Source organism: Kitasatospora sp. NPDC051164, assembly GCF_044455625.1.
In the GTDB taxonomy this organism is placed as follows: Bacteria; Actinomycetota; Actinomycetes; order Streptomycetales; family Streptomycetaceae; genus Kitasatospora.
The window spans coordinates 391139-407319 of sequence record NZ_JBITFB010000002.1; the positions used below are offsets into that span (position 1 = coordinate 391139).

16 protein-coding genes and 6 tRNA genes are annotated in these 16181 nt (G+C 72.2%); 9 read left to right on the forward strand and 13 right to left on the reverse strand.

Features of this window, described 5'->3' with window-relative positions:
* Positions 1-37 precede the first annotated feature (37 nt).
* A complete protein-coding gene (locus ACIBEC_RS04305; protein ID WP_360498451.1) occupies positions 38-463 on the reverse strand; it encodes a DUF393 domain-containing protein in 426 nt (141 codons plus the stop codon).
* Positions 464-668: 205 nt separating this feature from the next.
* Between ACIBEC_RS04305 and ACIBEC_RS04310 the strand changes: the two genes are divergently transcribed.
* Positions 669-2315, forward strand: coding sequence for a hypothetical protein (locus ACIBEC_RS04310; protein ID WP_360498449.1), 1647 nt, complete (start codon positions 669-671; stop codon positions 2313-2315).
* A gap of 73 nt (positions 2316-2388) precedes the next feature.
* On the opposite strand, the gene ACIBEC_RS04315 is transcribed toward ACIBEC_RS04310, so the two are convergent.
* From ACIBEC_RS04315 to ACIBEC_RS04330, 4 genes are all read right to left on the reverse strand, one after another.
* The gene (locus ACIBEC_RS04315; RefSeq protein WP_360498447.1) at positions 2389-2949 is read right to left on the reverse strand and encodes an HIT domain-containing protein; all 561 of its coding nucleotides are present in this window, start codon (positions 2947-2949) and stop codon (positions 2389-2391) included.
* 147 nt (positions 2950-3096) lie between these two features.
* A complete protein-coding gene (thrS, locus tag ACIBEC_RS04320) occupies positions 3097-5076 on the reverse strand; it encodes a threonine--tRNA ligase (RefSeq protein ID WP_360498445.1) in 1980 nt (659 codons plus the stop codon).
* A gap of 88 nt (positions 5077-5164) precedes the next feature.
* Entirely contained in the window at positions 5165-6328 is a 1164-nt protein-coding gene (locus ACIBEC_RS04325) for a hypothetical protein (protein ID WP_360498443.1), read from the reverse strand.
* 95 nt (positions 6329-6423) lie between these two features.
* A complete protein-coding gene (locus ACIBEC_RS04330) occupies positions 6424-6978 on the reverse strand; it encodes a DUF4365 domain-containing protein (RefSeq protein WP_360498441.1) in 555 nt (184 codons plus the stop codon).
* 167 nt (positions 6979-7145) lie between these two features.
* Between ACIBEC_RS04330 and ACIBEC_RS04335 the strand changes: the two genes are divergently transcribed.
* Positions 7146-7913, forward strand: coding sequence for an exonuclease domain-containing protein (locus tag ACIBEC_RS04335; protein WP_360498439.1), 768 nt, complete (start codon positions 7146-7148; stop codon positions 7911-7913).
* 80 nt (positions 7914-7993) lie between these two features.
* Here the strand turns inward: ACIBEC_RS04335 and ACIBEC_RS04340 are convergent.
* From ACIBEC_RS04340 to ACIBEC_RS04350, 3 genes are all read right to left on the reverse strand, one after another.
* Positions 7994-8065: transfer RNA gene (locus ACIBEC_RS04340), tRNA-Val, on the reverse strand.
* A 210-nt stretch (positions 8066-8275) separates the two neighbouring features.
* Positions 8276-8347, reverse strand: a tRNA-Val gene (locus ACIBEC_RS04345).
* 78 nt (positions 8348-8425) lie between these two features.
* Entirely contained in the window at positions 8426-8884 is a 459-nt protein-coding gene (locus tag ACIBEC_RS04350; RefSeq protein WP_360498437.1) for a TIGR02611 family protein, read from the reverse strand.
* Positions 8885-9079: 195 nt separating this feature from the next.
* Here ACIBEC_RS04350 and ACIBEC_RS04355 point away from each other — a divergent pair, with 195 nt between their 5' ends.
* Both ACIBEC_RS04355 and ACIBEC_RS04360 read left to right on the forward strand, forming a co-directional pair.
* A complete protein-coding gene (locus ACIBEC_RS04355) occupies positions 9080-9493 on the forward strand; it encodes an SsgA family sporulation/cell division regulator (RefSeq protein WP_030056266.1) in 414 nt (137 codons plus the stop codon).
* Between the two features lie 594 nt (positions 9494-10087).
* Entirely contained in the window at positions 10088-10657 is a 570-nt protein-coding gene (locus tag ACIBEC_RS04360; RefSeq protein WP_360498435.1) for a CGNR zinc finger domain-containing protein, read from the forward strand.
* 54 nt (positions 10658-10711) lie between these two features.
* Here the strand turns inward: ACIBEC_RS04360 and ACIBEC_RS04365 are convergent, their stop codons facing one another.
* Positions 10712-11167, reverse strand: coding sequence for a hypothetical protein (locus tag ACIBEC_RS04365; RefSeq protein WP_360498433.1), 456 nt, complete (start codon positions 11165-11167; stop codon positions 10712-10714).
* Between the two features lie 110 nt (positions 11168-11277).
* Here ACIBEC_RS04365 and ACIBEC_RS04370 point away from each other — a divergent pair, with 110 nt between their 5' ends.
* Positions 11278-11778, forward strand: coding sequence for a DsbA family protein (locus ACIBEC_RS04370; RefSeq protein ID WP_360498431.1), 501 nt, complete (start codon positions 11278-11280; stop codon positions 11776-11778).
* 7 nt (positions 11779-11785) lie between these two features.
* On the opposite strand, the gene ACIBEC_RS04375 is transcribed toward ACIBEC_RS04370, so the two are convergent.
* The 3 genes from ACIBEC_RS04375 to ACIBEC_RS04385 all read right to left on the reverse strand — a co-directional run bounded on the left by ACIBEC_RS04375 (position 11786) and on the right by ACIBEC_RS04385 (position 14633).
* Complete coding sequence (locus ACIBEC_RS04375) at positions 11786-12631, reverse strand: GNAT family N-acetyltransferase (protein ID WP_360498429.1); 846 nt, start codon at positions 12629-12631, stop codon at positions 11786-11788.
* Between the two features lie 67 nt (positions 12632-12698).
* On the reverse strand, positions 12699-13529 hold the full coding sequence (locus tag ACIBEC_RS04380; RefSeq protein WP_360498427.1) for an aminodeoxychorismate lyase: 831 nt from the start codon (positions 13527-13529) through the stop codon (positions 12699-12701).
* A gap of 42 nt (positions 13530-13571) precedes the next feature.
* The gene (locus tag ACIBEC_RS04385) at positions 13572-14633 is read right to left on the reverse strand and encodes a chorismate-binding protein (RefSeq protein ID WP_360498425.1); all 1062 of its coding nucleotides are present in this window, start codon (positions 14631-14633) and stop codon (positions 13572-13574) included.
* A gap of 390 nt (positions 14634-15023) precedes the next feature.
* Here ACIBEC_RS04385 and ACIBEC_RS04390 point away from each other — a divergent pair.
* The 4 genes from ACIBEC_RS04390 (at position 15024) to ACIBEC_RS04405 (ending at position 15429) form a co-directional block, all read left to right on the forward strand.
* Positions 15024-15096: transfer RNA gene (locus ACIBEC_RS04390), tRNA-Gly, on the forward strand.
* A 40-nt stretch (positions 15097-15136) separates the two neighbouring features.
* Positions 15137-15210, forward strand: a tRNA-Cys gene (locus tag ACIBEC_RS04395).
* Between the two features lie 34 nt (positions 15211-15244).
* Positions 15245-15316: transfer RNA gene (locus ACIBEC_RS04400), tRNA-Val, on the forward strand.
* Between the two features lie 41 nt (positions 15317-15357).
* Positions 15358-15429: transfer RNA gene (locus ACIBEC_RS04405), tRNA-Val, on the forward strand.
* A gap of 313 nt (positions 15430-15742) precedes the next feature.
* On the opposite strand, the gene ACIBEC_RS04410 is transcribed toward ACIBEC_RS04405, so the two are convergent.
* Entirely contained in the window at positions 15743-15946 is a 204-nt protein-coding gene (locus tag ACIBEC_RS04410) for a hypothetical protein (protein ID WP_360498423.1), read from the reverse strand.
* Positions 15947-16181 lie beyond the last annotated feature (235 nt).

Genomic DNA, 16181 nt, shown 5'->3' on the forward strand with positions numbered 1-16181 from the left:
CGGGCTCACGGCCGGGAGGACCGACAGCCGGACGGACCTACGGCTGGACGGCCTTGCGGTTCGGCAGCGCGCACGCCGCCGTACCCCCCGGCATCCGGTGCCGGTTACGCGCCACCCACCGGTACACCAGAGCCGCCACCGGCCGCACCGGCGGCGCCGTCAACACCGCGCCCAGGTACGCCCACACCCCACCGGAGCGCATCAGCAACCGCGCAACCGCCTGCGCGCCGCCGTACACCCGCCCGGTCGGTGTCACCCACAACACCTCGCGCTCCGCCCGCTCGGCCGACACCTCGCCCCGGCCGCCCGCGTGTTCGTCCCACGCCCCGAGGTCCGCGAACTGGAACGCCATCGCCTCCCAGCCCCCCGAGGCCAGCGTCTGCCGCAGGTAACGCTCCGCCCACCGCACGCAGGACGAACAGAACGCGCAGTCCCCATCGAAGACCAGCACCGGATCCTTCACAGCGGCTCCCCTTTCCTCGCTTCTCCCACCATCCTCCTCCGCCCCACCCCGGCCCGCTCCGCCGGGTATCGACCTGCCCGAACCTGGGCATCATGCCTCTCAGGACCGGTACGGCCGGATCGTGACGGTACTTCAGACGATCATCCGCGCCGGGGTGCCACGGCACGGTAACCTGCCGCTGACAAGGGGAGGAGGGGACGCCACCGTGACCACACTCGACATGACCCCGGGTGCGCAGATACCCCGGACCGACGCCGGCCCGCAGACTGCCGTCACCCAGGCGCTCTCCTCGGCCGCCTACCGCGACGGCGAGATCGGCGGCTTCGTCGCGGCCGTCACCGACGCCAAGGAGAAGAAGGGCCGCTTCGCCCTCTTCCGCCCCAACCTCGGCGAGGCCTTCAGCAAGGCGCTGGTCTCCCGCGCCCTCGGCGGCGACCGCAAACCGATCGTCCCGTCCTTCGGTGTCGACACCCGCCAGGTCGTCGAACACTGCCTGGCCGCCGAGGAACTGCGCACCACCCGCGACCGGCAGCTCACCACCGTCACCCTGATCACCGGCGGACTCTTCCTCCCCGGCACCCTGCTCTGGCTCGCCGCCTTCCAGGTGCGCGCCTGGCTCAAACGGGACAACCCGAAGAACGCCGCCGCCTACGGCGGCATCACCCTCGCCCTGGCCGCCGCCCTCGCCGTCTTCCTCGTGCTGCGCCCGCAGGCCGCCGGCCTCCTCGGCATCTACCTGCGCGTCACGATGCTGGCCCCGGTCATCGGTTGGTTCCTCGCCCGCCAGATCGTCGAGCGCTTCGCCAAGGACCTGCGCGCCCGCTGGCAGTCCCTGGTCGAGGGCTCCGCCGTCGCCGCCACCGTCGCCAAGGCCGTCCCCCGCGACGACCTCGACAAGAAGGCCACCGACCTGCGCGACAAGCTCGGCCGCCTGGACGCCGAGCAGGAGACCAACGTCCACCACTACGCCGGCCCCAAGGGCATCCTCGGCGCCGGCCGACGCTGGGGCGAGTGGCGCCTCGCCGACACCCTCCACCCCGCCGAGGGCCACGTCGACTTCCGCGCCTTCCACCCCTGGGACCTGGTCCGCCGGATCTCCTCCCACCTCAAGGGCCTCGGCATCAGCCACGTCGCCAACAGCGGCATGCCCAACGTCACCATCAAGCAGTGGGTGGTCTTCGACATCGGCGAGGGCGCCGACGAGATCAGCCGCCCCGGAAACGCCGACATGGACGGCGACCGGATGCGCGACTTCGCCGTGCAGACCATCGCCGACAAGCAGACCTTCTCCGGCGGCCCCCGGCACTACCTCGCCACCCAGTTCATCACCCACGACGGCAAGCTGGTCCTCACCTTCACCATCACGGTGACCCTGCTCGCCGACGTCCTGACCATCGCGGTGGCCGGCTACGCACTCGGCCCCGTCAAGGGCGTCTTCTTCGACAAGCCCAAGGACAAGGAGAAGACGGTCGCCAAGACCGTGAAGTTCTGGGAGGAGCGCACCGTCAAGCTCCCCCTGATCGACAACGACGAGGTCGTCCGCCAGGCCGTCCGCGCCCCCTTCTACCGGATGCCCGGCCTGCTCGGCTGGCTCGGCGGCGGGCTCGGCCTGCCCGAACCCTTCGGCCTGCGGCACGTCTGGGTCGGCCGCGCCTGGGACAACCGCTCCATGGTCGACAACGCGATGAACGCCTCCGTCCCGGTGCTCAACGCGGTCCACAGCGCCACCCTGGAGTTCCTGCGGGAGCACGACCTCGACGCCGACCGGTTCTTCAAGAACCGCACCTCGATCATCAAGTCCGAGGCGCAGAGCCCCCGGCCGTACGACGTCGACACGTTCAACGCCGGCTGAGCCGGCCGCGCACGACGAAGGGGCCCGCCACCGATCTCCTCGGTGCCTGGCCCCTTCTCGCGTCCGCTCCGGGTCAGCCCTGCGGCCAGACCTCGGCCAGCATCTTGCGGGTGTCCGCCAGCAACTGCGGCAGCACCTTGGTGTGGCCGACCACCGGCATGAAGTTCGTGTCCCCGCCCCAGCGCGGCACCACGTGCTGGTGCAGGTGCGCCGCGATCCCGGCACCGGCCGCCGCACCCTGGTTCATCCCGATGTTGAACCCGTGCGCCCCGGAGGCCGCCCGCAGCGCGGTCATCGCCTTCTTGGTGAAGTCCGCCAGCTCGGCCGTCTCCGCCTCGTCCAGGTCCGTGTAGTCAGCCACGTGCCGGTACGGGACCACCATCAGGTGCCCGCCGTTGTACGGGTACAGGTTCAGCACCGCGAACACGGCGTTCCCCCGGGCGACGACCAGCCCGTCCTCGTCGCTCAGCGACGGGATCGAGCAGAACGGACAACCGTCGTCCGGAGCCGGGCCGGTGGGCTTGTTCTCACCCTGGATGTACGCCATCCGATGGGGGGTCCACAGGCGGCGGAAGCCGTCCGGCTCCCCGACGCCCCGCTGCAGTTCCGGCTCAGTCGTCATGCTGATCAGCATATTCGCCCGACGGTGCTTGCAAAGCCGCGCGGGGCAGACTCTTGAAGAGCCTGCCCCGCGCATCCCCGCCAAGGCGGGGCCTACTGCTGTGCCCCAGATCCGCTGGAACATCGGGTTCGGGCCACCCCCGCTCAGGCGGGGAAACTGTCACACCTGGATACGGTTCTTCACCGCGTCCACGATCTCGGCGACGGCGTCCGCCACCGGCACGCCGTTCTTCTGCTCGCCGTTGCGGTAGCGGAAGGACACCGCGCCCGCCTCGACGTCGTCGTTGCCCGCGATGAGCATGAACGGGACCTTGGTCTTCTGGGCGTTGCGGATCTTCTTCTGCATGCGGTCGTCCGAGGTGTCCACCTCGACCCGGATCCCGTGCTTCTTGAGCTCGGCCGCGACCTCCAGCAGGTACGGCACGTGCTCGTCGGTGATCGGGATGCCGGTCACGGTGACCGGGGCCAGCCACGGCGGCATGGCGCCGGCGTAGTGCTCCAGCAGCACCGCGAAGAACCGCTCGATGCTGCCGAACAGCGCGCGGTGGATCATGACCGGCCGCTGACGCGAGCCGTCCGCCGCGGTGTACTCGAGGTCGAAGCGCTCGGGCAGGTTGAAGTCCAGCTGGATGGTCGACATCTGCCAGGTACGGCCGATGGCGTCCTTGGCCTGCACCGAGATCTTCGGGCCGTAGAAGGCCGCGCCGCCCGGGTCCGGCACCAGCGGCAGGCCCTGCTTCTCGGCCACGGCCGCCAGGACACGGGTGGCCTCCTCCCAGGTCTCGTCCGAACCGACGTACTTGACCGGGTCCTTGGTCGACAGCTCCAGGTAGAAGTCGGTCAGACCGTAGTCACGGAGGAGGTTGAGCACGAAGGTCAGCGTGGAGTCGAGCTCCTCCGCCATCTGCTCGCGGGTGCAGTAGATGTGGGCGTCGTCCTGCGTGAAGCCGCGGGCGCGGGTCAGACCGTGCACCACACCCGACTTCTCGTACCGGTACACCGTCCCGAACTCGAAGAGGCGCAGCGGCAGTTCACGGTACGAGCGGCCGCGCGCGTCGAAGATCAGGTTGTGCATCGGGCAGTTCATCGGCTTGAGGTAGTAGTCCACGCCCTCGTCGAGCTGCATGGGCGGGTACATACCGTCCGCGTACCAGTCGAGGTGGCCGCTCTTCTCGAAGAGCTTCCCCTTGGTGGCGTGCGGGGTGTAGACGAACTCGTAGCCCTCTTCCTCGTGCCGCTTGCGCGAGTAGTCCTCCATCGCGCGGCGGATGATGCCGCCCTTGGGGTGGAAGACGGCGAGGCCGGAGCCGATCTCCTCGGGGATGGAGAAGAGGTCGAGCTCGTTGCCGAGCTTGCGGTGGTCGCGCTTCTCGGCCTCGACGAGGAAGTCCAGGTGGGCCTTGAGCTCGTCCTTGGTCGGCCAGGCGGTGCCGTAGATGCGCTGGAGCATCGGGTTGCGCTCGCTGCCGCGCCAGTAGGCGGCCGCGTTGCGCATCAGCTTGAACGCCGGGATGTGCCGGGTGCTGGGCAGGTGCGGGCCGCGGCAGAGGTCGCCCCAGCACTGCTCGCCGCTCTTGGCGTCCAGGTTGTCGTAGATGGTGAGCTCGCCGGCGCCGACCTCGACGTCGGCGCCCTCGCCGGCGGTGGCGGCGGAGCCCTTGAGGCCGATCAGCTCGAGCTTGTACGGCTCGGCGGCCAGCTCCTCGCGGGCGGACTCGTCGGTGACCACGCGGCGGGAGAACTTCTGCCCGCGCTTGATGATCTCCTGCATGCGCTTCTCGATGGCCTTGAGGTCATCGGGGTGGAACGGCTTCTCGACGTCGAAGTCGTAGTAGAAGCCGTCCTTGACCGGCGGGCCGATACCGAGCTTGGCCTCGGGGTAGAGCTGCTGCACGGCCTGGGCCATGACGTGCGCAGTGGAGTGGCGCAGGATGTCGAGGCCGTCCTTGCTGCCGATCGCGACCGGCTCGGCCTCGTCGCCGTCCTGGAGGACGTAGGCGAGGTCCTTGAGCTGGCCGCCGACGCGGGCGGCGATGATCGAGCGGTCGTCGGCGAAGAGCTCGGCGGCCGTAGTGCCCGTGGTCACCACGCGCTCTTCCCGATCGGGTTCGCGGTTGATGATTACCCGGACGTCCGTCACCGGTCTCTCCTGACGTGCTGGATTTCAGAGGACGCAACACTGCGCTGCGCGTGACGATGGTACCGAGAGCGCCGCCCCCGCCGTCCACCTACGTCCCTTCTCCCCCTTCCTCCGTCCCCTCTCCGAGCGACTTCAGCAGCCGCTCGCGGTCCTCTTCCTCCCAGCCGCACAGTTCCAGTCCGTGCGGGCGGGTCAGCCGGCGGAAGCCGCCGTGCCGCTCGAGCCGGCCGGAGATCCGGACCGGCAGCCCGGCGAGGTGGGCCTCGGCGGCAAGCCGGTAGTCGGGATCGGGCAGTCGGAGCTTGAGTTCGCGGACCTCGGCGCCGCCGAGGACGCGCAGCCGTACCGAGCCCGGGCCGGCCGGGTCGGCGCGCTTGAGCCGGGTGACCACGCCGACCACGGTGACGGCGACGGCAGGCTCGATCCGTTCCAGCAGCTCGGCGGCCTCGGCCAGGGCGGGCAGGTCGCCGGGTGAGAAGTCGAGGACGACCCGGCGGTCCCCGAAGCCGCCCGGGGTGCCGGCGGCGGGCGACCAGGCGACGGTGAGCCGGGCCGCGGTCGCGCCGCGTACGAGTTCCTCGACGGATTGGACGAGTTCCCGGCTGACCCCGGCCTGGACAGCGTTCTCAAAGGCCTCGGGCCCGCCGCTGACCCGGCGGTAGTCGACCGCGTCGCGCAGCGCCTCCAGGGCGCGGACGAGGGTGGTGACGGCGGCGCGGCCTTCGGGGGCGGGGGTGTGGGCAGTGAGGGCGGTGCCTTGTTCGACCACCAGGACGCGGTCCAGGAAGTCCCCGGCGGGGCCGTCCAGCCGGGCTCCGAAGTAGGCGGCCCTGGTCCGGGCGGCCTTGGCTCCGGCGGCGAGCATCCCGCGTGCCGCCTGCCGGAGCCGCTCGGCGTCGTCCCAGGGGGTGGCCTCGGCGGAGCCGGGCGGTTCGCGGCGCCAGCGCAGTTCGTCGCCGGGGACGGCGAGGGCGAGCAGGATCGATCGGGCCGAGGGGGTGCGGGAGCGGGAGAGCGCGGTGACGGCGTCGGCGAGGAGTTCGACGGCGTCGTCGAAGCCGTCTCCGGCGGGGACGAGGAGGCTGGTGCCGGGTTCGTCGTCGGGCGGGGTCCAGCGGCCGTAGCGGGCGGCCGGTCCGCCGCGGCGGACCCAGCCGTGCCGGGCGAGCAGGGTGGCCAGCACCGCGGGGTCGACGGTGGCCGGGTCGGGCAGGGCCTGGGCCGGCTCACCCGGTCCGTACGGCGGTGTCATGGGGTCGGCTCCTAGGGCGTGTCTTGTGGATCTTGCTGGCGTCGCGGACCCGGCAAGGATCCGCAAGACACGCCCTGACTGCCGGGGCCGGGCGGTCACGGGCTGCCGCCCGCGCCGACCCGGGCCATGATGTCGCAGAGCGCGCGGTCGTCGAAGACCTTGTCGGTGGGCACCCGGACGTTGGTGCGCCGCTGTCCGGTGACCGGGTGGCCGGCCAGGTTGACCCAGTAGCAGCAGTGCCGCAGCTCCAGGGCGTCCGGGCGGGCCCGCAGCCAGTGGTCGACCCGGCTCGGCAGCAGCATCACGACCAGGATCCGGGGCACGGCGACCCGGGCCCGGGCGAGTTTGCGCAGGTGGTCGTTGTCCAGCGTGAAGCTGAAGAACCGCCCGGCCGGGGAGGGCGCGATCTGCTGGGTGGCCTTGAGCTGGATCTTGATGGTGACCTCGTCGTCCACCTCGTGCGCCCGGGACCCGTGGTTGACCTGCCAGTCGATGCCGTTGTCCGGGAACGGCTGGGAGAGCGAGCAGCCGGCCGCGGCGGCGACCGCGTGCAGATAGCCGACCTGCAGCGTCTCCATGCAGGCGGTGACCGCGAGGTTCCCGCGCAGGACGGCCGCCGCTTCTTCGGGCTGCGGCTGTGTCAGTGCCATCGCCCGTGGCCTCCCCCGGCTCCGGGCCCGTCCGGATTCGAACGGGACAGTCGATTCGAACGGGACGGTCATGGGCAGGATCCCCGGTCCGGCCTGGGCCAAACGGGTTGAAGGGCCGTCAGAACCGGGTATCAACCGGGCGCGGAACGCTTGCCTGAGGGGCAGTCATGCAGCAGCACTGGTACACCGGCCCACTCGCCTCCTTCGACACCGAGACCACCGGCGTGGACGTGGAGCACGATCGGATCGTCTCCGCCGCCCTGGTCGTCCAACTCGCCCCGGGCGCACCGGTGCGGACCACCACCTGGCTCGCCGATCCGGGCGTTCCGATCCCGGACGGCGCCCGCGCGGTGCACGGCATCACCGACGAGCACGTCCGGTTGCACGGCCGGCCGGCCCGCTCGGTGGTGGCGGAGGTCACCCGCGCACTGGCGGCCGAGGCCCGGGCCGGGCACCCGGTGGTGGTGATGAACGCGCCCTACGACCTGACGCTGCTGGACCGGGAGTTGCGCCGCCATCACGGGCTCACGCTGGTCGGCGGCCTGGCGGCGGCCGGGCTGCAGGTGCTGGATCCGCGGGTGCTGGACAAGCACGTGGACCGCTACCGCAAGGGCCGCCGGACCCTGACCGACCTGTGTGCCCACTACGGCGTGGAGCTGGCCGGGGCGCACGACGCGGGGGCGGACGCGACGGCGGCGCTGGCGCTGACCCGGCGAATAGGCGCCCGCTACCCGGCGGCGCTCGGCGGGCTGACGGCGGCTGAGCTGCACCTGCGACAGGGGGTCTGGCACGCGGCGCAGGCACGCGGGCTGCAGAGCTGGTTCGACCGCTCGGGGGTGGCGGAGCGGGTGGACCTCTCGTGGCCGCTGCGGCCGGCCCGGTGCGGCTGCGGGCGCCGGTTGGAACCGGAGCACGGCTGCGAGGCGGCGGCGTAGCGGGCGGCCCCGGAAGCTCGGGCCCGGAACGCGCCGCAGGCCCTGACCGGTTTCCTGGTCAGGGCCTGCGTGCTGTCCGGTGGGCGATACTGGGATCGAACCAGTGACCCCTTCGGTGTGAACGAAGTGCTCTCCCGCTGAGCTAATCGCCCGGGCAACGAGAAGAACTGTAGCACCATTCGGGGGGTGTCGTACAACTCGCCCGTTCCGGGGTACCGCCGACACATCCACAGAACTCGCGCTCCATGCGGAAGGTGACTGTGCTTCAGCCGATTACCGACGGCCCTTCAGGCGGATTCCGGAAATACATGTAAGGCCCAGCCGATAATCGGCCGGGCCTCACATATCACAATGCATTCCGGTGGGCGATACTGGGATCGAACCAGTGACCCCTTCGGTGTGAACGAAGTGCTCTCCCGCTGAGCTAATCGCCCGGGTGCAGGGAAAACATTACCGCATCCCGGAGGGTGGTCCGAACGCCCTCCCTGGTCGCCGGCCCGGGCCCGGGCCGCTCAGCTCTCGTCCAGCCGCCAGGGGACGACCAGGCCGTAGCGGGCGAGGTACAAGGCCCCCACCGCGACGACGGCGGCCAGCCCGATCGCGGTGACCGTCAGGTTGCGGCGGCGCACCCGCGGGTCCAGGGCCCGCCGGGCGGCCTCGGCGACCTTGCGGCGGGTCCAGCGCAGGGCCAGCCGGGCCCAGACGAACTCGGTGGCCCAGATCCCCATGCCCAGGAAGATCACCACCCAGCCGGGGCCGGGCAGCGGCAGCATCACCACGCCGAGCCCGACCACGGCGAGGCCGACCAGGAAGACCGCCACCTGCCAGGCCCGGTGCAGAGCGCGGGAACGGCGCACGAAGGCCGGAGCCCGGGAGCCGACCGCCCGGGAGCCGCCGACCGCCGTGTCATCCGGCGTGACGGGTTCACCCGTTCTCGTGTTCCCGCCCGTCTTGTCGTTTCGCACAGTCATGCCAGGAAACTAACCAAGAAGTGGCTCGGTAATGCCCGGCCCGGCCGCTCCGCGACGATTCCGCAATGCGCCGTAAGGGGTACGACTCGCGCCCGAATCGGGACAGAGGGGTTTACATCGGTCTTGGGGGTGGGATGGTCCGTTCGCCGACGTGCGATTCCCCGAGCGCACACTGAGCGAAAGGCCATGGCGCTTATGAACACCACGGTCAGCTGCGAGCTGCACCTGCGCCTCATCGTGTCCAGCGAGTCCTCACTGCCCGTCCCCGCGGGCCTGCGCTACGACACTGCCGACCCCTACGCCGTGCACGCGACGTTCCACACGGGCGCCGACGAGACCGTGGAGTGGGTGTTCGCCCGAGATCTCCTCGCGGAGGGGCTGCATCGACCCACCGGTACCGGCGACGTCCGGGTGTGGCCGTCGCGCAGTCACGGGCAAGGGGTGGTCTGCATCGCGCTGAGCTCTCCGGAAGGAGAAGCCCTGCTGGAGGCCCCTGCCCGGGCGCTTGAGTCGTTCCTCAAGCGGACGGACGCCGCGGTGCCGCCCGGCACCGAACACCGCCACTTCGACCTCGACCGGGAGCTGTCCCACATCCTCGCCGAAAGCTGACCCCGGCCGGAGGCGGTCACGCCCCGCCGACGGCGGAGCAGCACCCCCTGCCGTCATCGCAGCCGTCCTACTCGGGGGCACGGCAGCGGACTGAGCCGCGCACGACGCGGTCTCGGGGCCGGTGGATGGCCCGCTCCCACCGGAGCGGGCCCACAGCACCGCAGGCGCCCCGCCCCCCGGCCCGCCCCCCCCACGGGGGGCCCGGCGCGGGGGCCGGCGCCCACCTCTGTCCGGGGGGGCGCCCCGCCGCGGGCGACCGACGCCGAGGCGGGGGGGCCGCGGGGGGGGGGGGCCCCGCCCGCGCCCCCCCCCCCCCCCGCGGGCGCGCGGCCCCCCGGCGCGCCGGGGCGGGGGGGGGGCGGGCGGCGGGGCGCCCCCCCCCCCCGACGTCTGTCCGGGGTCGCGCCCAGCCGCGGTCTCCGTACGCCGATCCGGGGGCGCAGCGGCGGGACGACGCCCGGTTTCGGATGCTCTGACGGGATCCGTACACGCATTCGAAAGAACGCGCCGCCCTTCTGGCACAAGGCCCGGTATGGTCTGGGGGTAACCGTGGACGCGGGGTATCGGAGTCCCCCTGCGCGAGGAGCCCCCAACGTGCTGATCACCCATGACACCGAGTGCGCGCTGAGCATCCTCGTGGAGCTGCTCAACACCGCACCCGAGGTGTGCGGCGCCGAGCGGCTGCCGGACGTCGCCGCGCTCGACGCCTTCGTGGTCCGCCAGGAGATCAGCGAGATCGACTCGCTGACCGAGGACGACCTGCGCCGGGTGCACGAGCTGCGCACCCGGCTGCGCGAGGTGTTCGGGACGGAATCCACCGCGGAGGCCGCCGAGCTGGTCAACGCGATCGTCGCGGCCGCCGGGACGACGCCCCGGCTGACCAACCACGACGACCACGACTGGCACATCCACTACTTCGCGCCGCACGCCGCGCTCGGCGACCACCTGGCGGCCGAGCTGGGCATGGCGCTGGCCTTCATCCTCATGGCGGGCGAGCGGGAGCGGCTGCGCCGGTGCGAGGCGCCGGACTGCGCGCGGGTCTTCGTGGACCTCTCCCGGAACCGCTCCCGGCGCTACTGCGACAGCCGCACCTGCGGCAACCGGCTGCACGTCGCCGCGTACCGGGCTCGCCAGCGCTCGGCCGAGGCCGTCCCCTCCGCCTGAGCGGGATCCCGCGTTCGGGATCCCGCCCTCGGATCCGGCGGTCGGATGCGGCGGTCAGATCCCGCGCTTGCGGAGGATCTCCTCGATGTCGTCGAAGTCGCCGAGGCCGTCGTCGCGCTTGCCGCCACCCTGCTTCTTCGCCGCCTTGGGCGCCGGTGCCACCGCCGGGCGCTCGGGCGCCGGTCCGGCGGCCGCGGGGCGCTCCGGCGAGGCCTCGACGGCGCCGCGGCGGCCCACCCAGCGGGTGGTGACCAGCAGGACGGCGGAGACCCCGAGCAGCACGATGCCGGCCCACACCCGGGGGTCGAAGACCAGGTTCGCCGCCCAGTCGGCGAACGCCCGGCCGATCGTGCTCGCCAGCGGGAACAGCCCGGTCAGGTAGAGCCCGGCGGGCAGCAGGGCGACCGCGAACCAGCGGGTCGCCGACAGGAAGCGCCGCTTGTAGGCCCGCAGGCCCGCGACTGCGACCCCGCCCGCGGTGAGGATGAAGCTGATCGCCGCGCTCAGCACGGGGCCACCCCTTCGCGTCCGGTGGTCCTGGTCATCGGTGCCTCCCTGTCGGTCCGCCCTCGGGCGCACCACCGGCCGGAGCGGGCGCCCACTAGTGGAACACTGGGGGAATGATCGATGGTTCCCTCCCCCGCCTTGAGTTCTGGTGCGACCTGCAGTGCCCGGACTGCCGTACCGCGCTGGACGACGTACGGGCGCTGCGCGCGCAGTACGGCGACGCGCTGCCCGTGGAGCTGCGGCACTTCCCGCTGGAGAAGCACAAGCACGCCTACGCCGCCGCGGAGGCGGCCGAGGAGGCGTTCGCCCAGGGGCTCGGCTGGCCGTTCGTGGAGGCGCTGCTGGCCCGGGTCGAGGAGCTGGACGCGCGGGGGCAGCAGGTGCTGCTGGACGTCGCCCGCGAGGTCGGGGTGGACGTCGAGGAGGTCGACACCGCGCTGATCGACGGCCGGCACATGCTGACCGTCGACTCCGACCAGGCCGAGGGGAAGGCGATCGGGGTCACGGGCACGCCGACGTACGTGATCGGCGGCGAGCGCCTGGACGGCGGGCAGAGCCAGGACGGTCTGCGGGAGCGGATCACGGCCGTCATCGAGGCGTCGCGGGCTTCCTGACGGCACGTCAGAGCGCCTTGCCGTAGAGGCGCTCGGTGGCCGAGTAGCCGAGCGAGTCGTAGAGCCGGATGGCGATCTCGTTGTCGGCGAAGACGTTGAGGCCGAGGTTGCGCACGCCGGCGGCGAGGCACTCCCGCTCGGCGAGCAGCATCAGGGCGCGGCCGTGTCCGCGGCCCCGGTGGCCCGGGAGCACCTCCACGACCATCACCCAGGCGAGCGGTTCGCCGTCCGGCAGGTCGCGCAGGTGGAGGGCCACCCAGATCGAGCCGCACGGTTCCGATCCGCCGGCGGCGTCGTACAGGCTGCTCAGGACGGCGCCGGGGGTCTCGGCGCCCTGCGGGAGCAGGTTCCGCCGGTCGCCGCCCGACTTGGCGCGCGCCTGCTCCTCGGTGAGGCCGGAGGCCACGAGCGAGTGGGCGAAGCGCTCCGCGCCCCCGTCGAGCCAGGCCTGAAGTGCCGCGGCCTCGATCGGGCGCGCGGTCAGTCCGGCGGGCAGGGCGGGGGCGTCGGTCAGGCGCTTGTTCAGGGTCCGCATCCGCTCGGTGTAGCCGAGGGTGGCGGCGAGGGCGCGGGCGATCGGCGCCGATTCGGGGATCCTGGCGTCCACCCGGACGCAGCCCCAGTGGCGCAGCACCTCCTCCGCGGCCAGCGCGCCGAACGTGCCGCGGCCCCGGCCGCGCCCTTCGGTGACTTCCAACTCCGATATCTCACCCCAGAGTTGGCCTCCGTACGGGGTGGAGGTGGTGCGCAGTGTGCCGACCGGGTGGCCGTTCGACAGGATCCGCCAGCGTCTGGTGCGGCCACCGGCCGCGGTGGGTGTCTCCGGGCCCTCGGGGCGCAGCGTGGTGGTCATGTGGTGGTCCCTTCCCCTTGCTCGGGAGGTTATCCACGCGGCCGGTTCCGTCTCCCGGAGGCGGGCATCACGGGTCGAGGTCGTCGCCGCTGCGCTCGGTGAAGACGGCCATGGCCTTGGCGGTCACGGGGCCGATGCCGGGCAGTTCGCGGTCGTCGACGCGGGTGACGGCCTGGACGTCGCGGGTGGTGGAGGTCAGAAAGACCTCCTCGGCGTCCTGGAGGGCGTCGAGCGGGAGGTCGGCCTCCTCGGCGCCGCACCAGTCGATGACGAGCCGCCGGGTGATGCCGGCCAGGCAGCCGGAGGCGAGGGCCGGGGTGAGCAGGCGGCCGCCGATGACCACGAAGACGTTGGAGCCGGTGCCCTCGCAGAGTCGGCCGGCGGTGTTGGCGAACAGGGCCTCGGAGGCGCCGGCGCGATGGGCGGCGGCCAGGGCGACGACGTTCTCGGCGTACGAGGTGGTCTTGAGGCCGGCGACGGCGCTGTGCTCGTTGCGGCGCCAGGGGACGACGGCGACGGCGGTCTCGTCGGGGCGGCGGTTGATGGCGCCGAGGGCGACGACGAGGGTGGGGCCGGTGGTGCCGCGCTCCGAGCCGAGCGGGGCCTGCCCGCCGGTGTAGGTCACGCGCAGGCGGCCGAGCGGCGCGGGGTTGGCGGCGAGGACCTGGGCGCAGGCCTCGCGGACCAGGTCGTGGTCGGGGTCGGGCAGGCCGAGGCCGCGGGCGGAGCGGGTGAGCCGGTCGAGGTGGCGGGTGACCGCGAAGGCCTTGCCGTCGACGGTCTTCATGGTCTCGAAGACGCCGTCGCCGGTGGTGAGGCCGTGGTCGAGGACCGAGACGGCGGCGTCGGCGGAGTCGACGAGGGTGCCGTTGACCCAGCTCGTGGTGCGGTTGTGCATCGAGGTCTGCTCCTCAGCGGTGGGCGCGGTGAGCGGTGCGGCTCATTCCCCGGTCTGGTCGGGTTCGCGGTCCGACGCTATCGCGACCAGTCGGGCGGCCTTCAGTTCGGTTTCCGCCCACTCGCGGTCGGGGTCGGAGCCCCAGGTGATGCCGGCGCCGGTGCCGAAGCGCAGGACGGGCGTGCCGGGGTCGGTCCGGTCGAGCCAGAAGGTGCGGATGCCGACGGCGAGTTCGCCCTCGCCGCAGTCGGCGTCGACCCAGCCGACGGCGCCGCAGTAGGGGCCGCGCGGGGCGGTCTCCAGGGCGTCGATGATCCGCAGCGCGCTGGATTTGGGGGCGCCGGTGACGGAGCCGGGCGGGAAGGTGGCGGTGAGGAGTCCGGGCCAGCCGACGTCCTCGCGCAGGGTGCCCTCGACGGTGGAGACCAGGTGGACCAGGCCGGGGTGCTTCTCGACGGCGCAGAGGTCGGGGACGGTGACGCTGCCGGTGTCGCAGACGCGGCCGAGGTCGTTGCGGACCAGGTCCACGATCATCACGTTCTCGGCATGGTCCTTGTCGAGGAGGTCGTCCTCGGTGCGGCCGGTGCCCTTGATCGGGCCGGAGGAGACGGTGCGGCCGGTGCGGCGCAGGTAGAGCTCGGGTGAGGCGGTGGCGATCTCGACGCCGTGCCCGGGCAGTCGGATGGTGCCGGCGTAGGGGGCGGGGTTGCCGTGGGCGAGGAGGCCGGTGAGGGCGTCGATGTCGCTGAGGTCCGGGTCGGGCAGCGGCGCGGACAGCACCCGGCAGAGGTTGGCCTGGTAGACCTCGCCGGCGGCTATGTGCTCGCGGATGCGGCGTACGCCCGCGGTGTAGGCGGTGCGGTCCAGGGAGCTGTGCCAGCTGCCGGCGTCCGGGCCGCGCCAGCCGGCGCCGGAGGGCGGGGCGGGGGCGGGGCGGACCTCGTCGAAGCGGGCGCAGGTCAGTCGGCCCTCGAAGTCGTAGGCGACGGCCCAGTAGCCGGAGGAGTCGAGGGCGGCCGGGTCCGAGGTGACGTCGCGCAGTCCGGTGGCCAGGCGGCCGCCGAAGCGGGCGAGCGGGGTGCTGGGGTCGGGGTGGCCGGACACGGTTCTCCTGCGCGGTGTGCTGGGCGGCGGTGCCTGAAGTGTAGGTCGGGGGCGCGGGCCCGGCCCTGGTGAGCCGCCGTGCGACGGCGCGCGAGCCGGGGCGTGAGCCTGGAGGTGGCATCCGGCCCCTGGTGCGGGTCCGGATGCGGGCCCGGGAACGAGCGGCCTCGGGCGTCGCGCAGGTGTGCGTCGGGTGGCGTGCGGATGATCATCCGGGAGCGCCGCAGGTGGCGGCCGTGGCCGCCCGTGAGGGCTGACGGAACGGCACGCGGGGGGCATCCCCTCGGCACGCTGCGGGAACGGATTTTTAGCTGGCCCAGGAATCCGCTAGAGTTCAACACGTCGCCAGGGAGCGCAGCCGAGAAAAACGGTGAAGATCCCGGGAGACAGGCGGACGTGGCTCAGTTGGTAGAGCATCACCTTGCCAAGGTGAGGGTCGCGAGTTCGAATCTCGTCGTCCGCTCGATGGAGAACAGTGTAAGATCGTTCTTCGTGTGTTGCCTGGTGGAGTGGCCGAGAGGCGAGGCAACGGCCTGCAAAGCCGTGTACACGGGTTCAAATCCCGTCTCCACCTCCAAGAGGTTCACCCGGTTCCACCGGGAGACCTCCCCGCGCGATTAGCTCAGCGGGAGAGCACTACCTTGACACGGTAGGGGTCACTGGTTCAATCCCAGTATCGCGCACGTCGGGCCCTTCGGGGTCTGCTGCAGGACCGCCACACCAGGCGCGATTAGCTCAGCGGGAGAGCACTACCTTGACACGGTAGGGGTCACTGGTTCAATCCCAGTATCGCGCACAGTAACGGCCGGGGTCGCAATCCGTAAGGGTTGCGGCCCCGGCCTTTTGCATGCACCGGTCGTGGTGAGGATCGGCCGGTCGTCATGAACCGGTCGTCATGAAGAAGAAGAGCCGCGTACGGACGCCCTCACCGACGTCCGTACGCGGCGTCTCCGCCTGCCGGGGCGCTCTGCGCACCGCTCACGCCCGTCCGCGTGTCAGCGCGGCCGCGGCCCTCCCCGGCGGCACCGCTCCCCGTCCCCAGGGGACCGGTGCCCGTTCTGTGGCCGCCCGCAGGGGGCGGCGTCCTTTCTCAGGTGGCGCCTGAGACCTCAGCGGCCGATCAGATCGGCGACTGCCTGGGCCTGGTTCGCCATTTGGTCCCATCCACCGAAGAGCAGGACCAGGAGCACGGCGCACGGCAGGGCCATGGCCAACGCCACCGCGGGGTGCCGGGTGGGCTGCTCCGTGGTGGACCGGGACTGGACGGAGGCCGGCCGACGGCGGCGGGGGGTTCCCGTGAGCTGCGGTGCCATGCCCTGACTCCTGATCCGGTCGAGTTGGCGCGGTGGACGGCTTACCTCGGGGGACGAGCTCCCCGTCCACCGCTGGGCACAACGCTATTGGGCAGGGGCCCTGCGGACGTCATGCCGTCGTACTGTTCCTCGGACGTCCCGGAGGATGACGCCCGGACTTGAGGCCTACTACCGCAGGGGGAGGGAAGGCTGATCCAACCCCCGAGGGAACCCTGAGGGCCAACCCCGAGAGGCG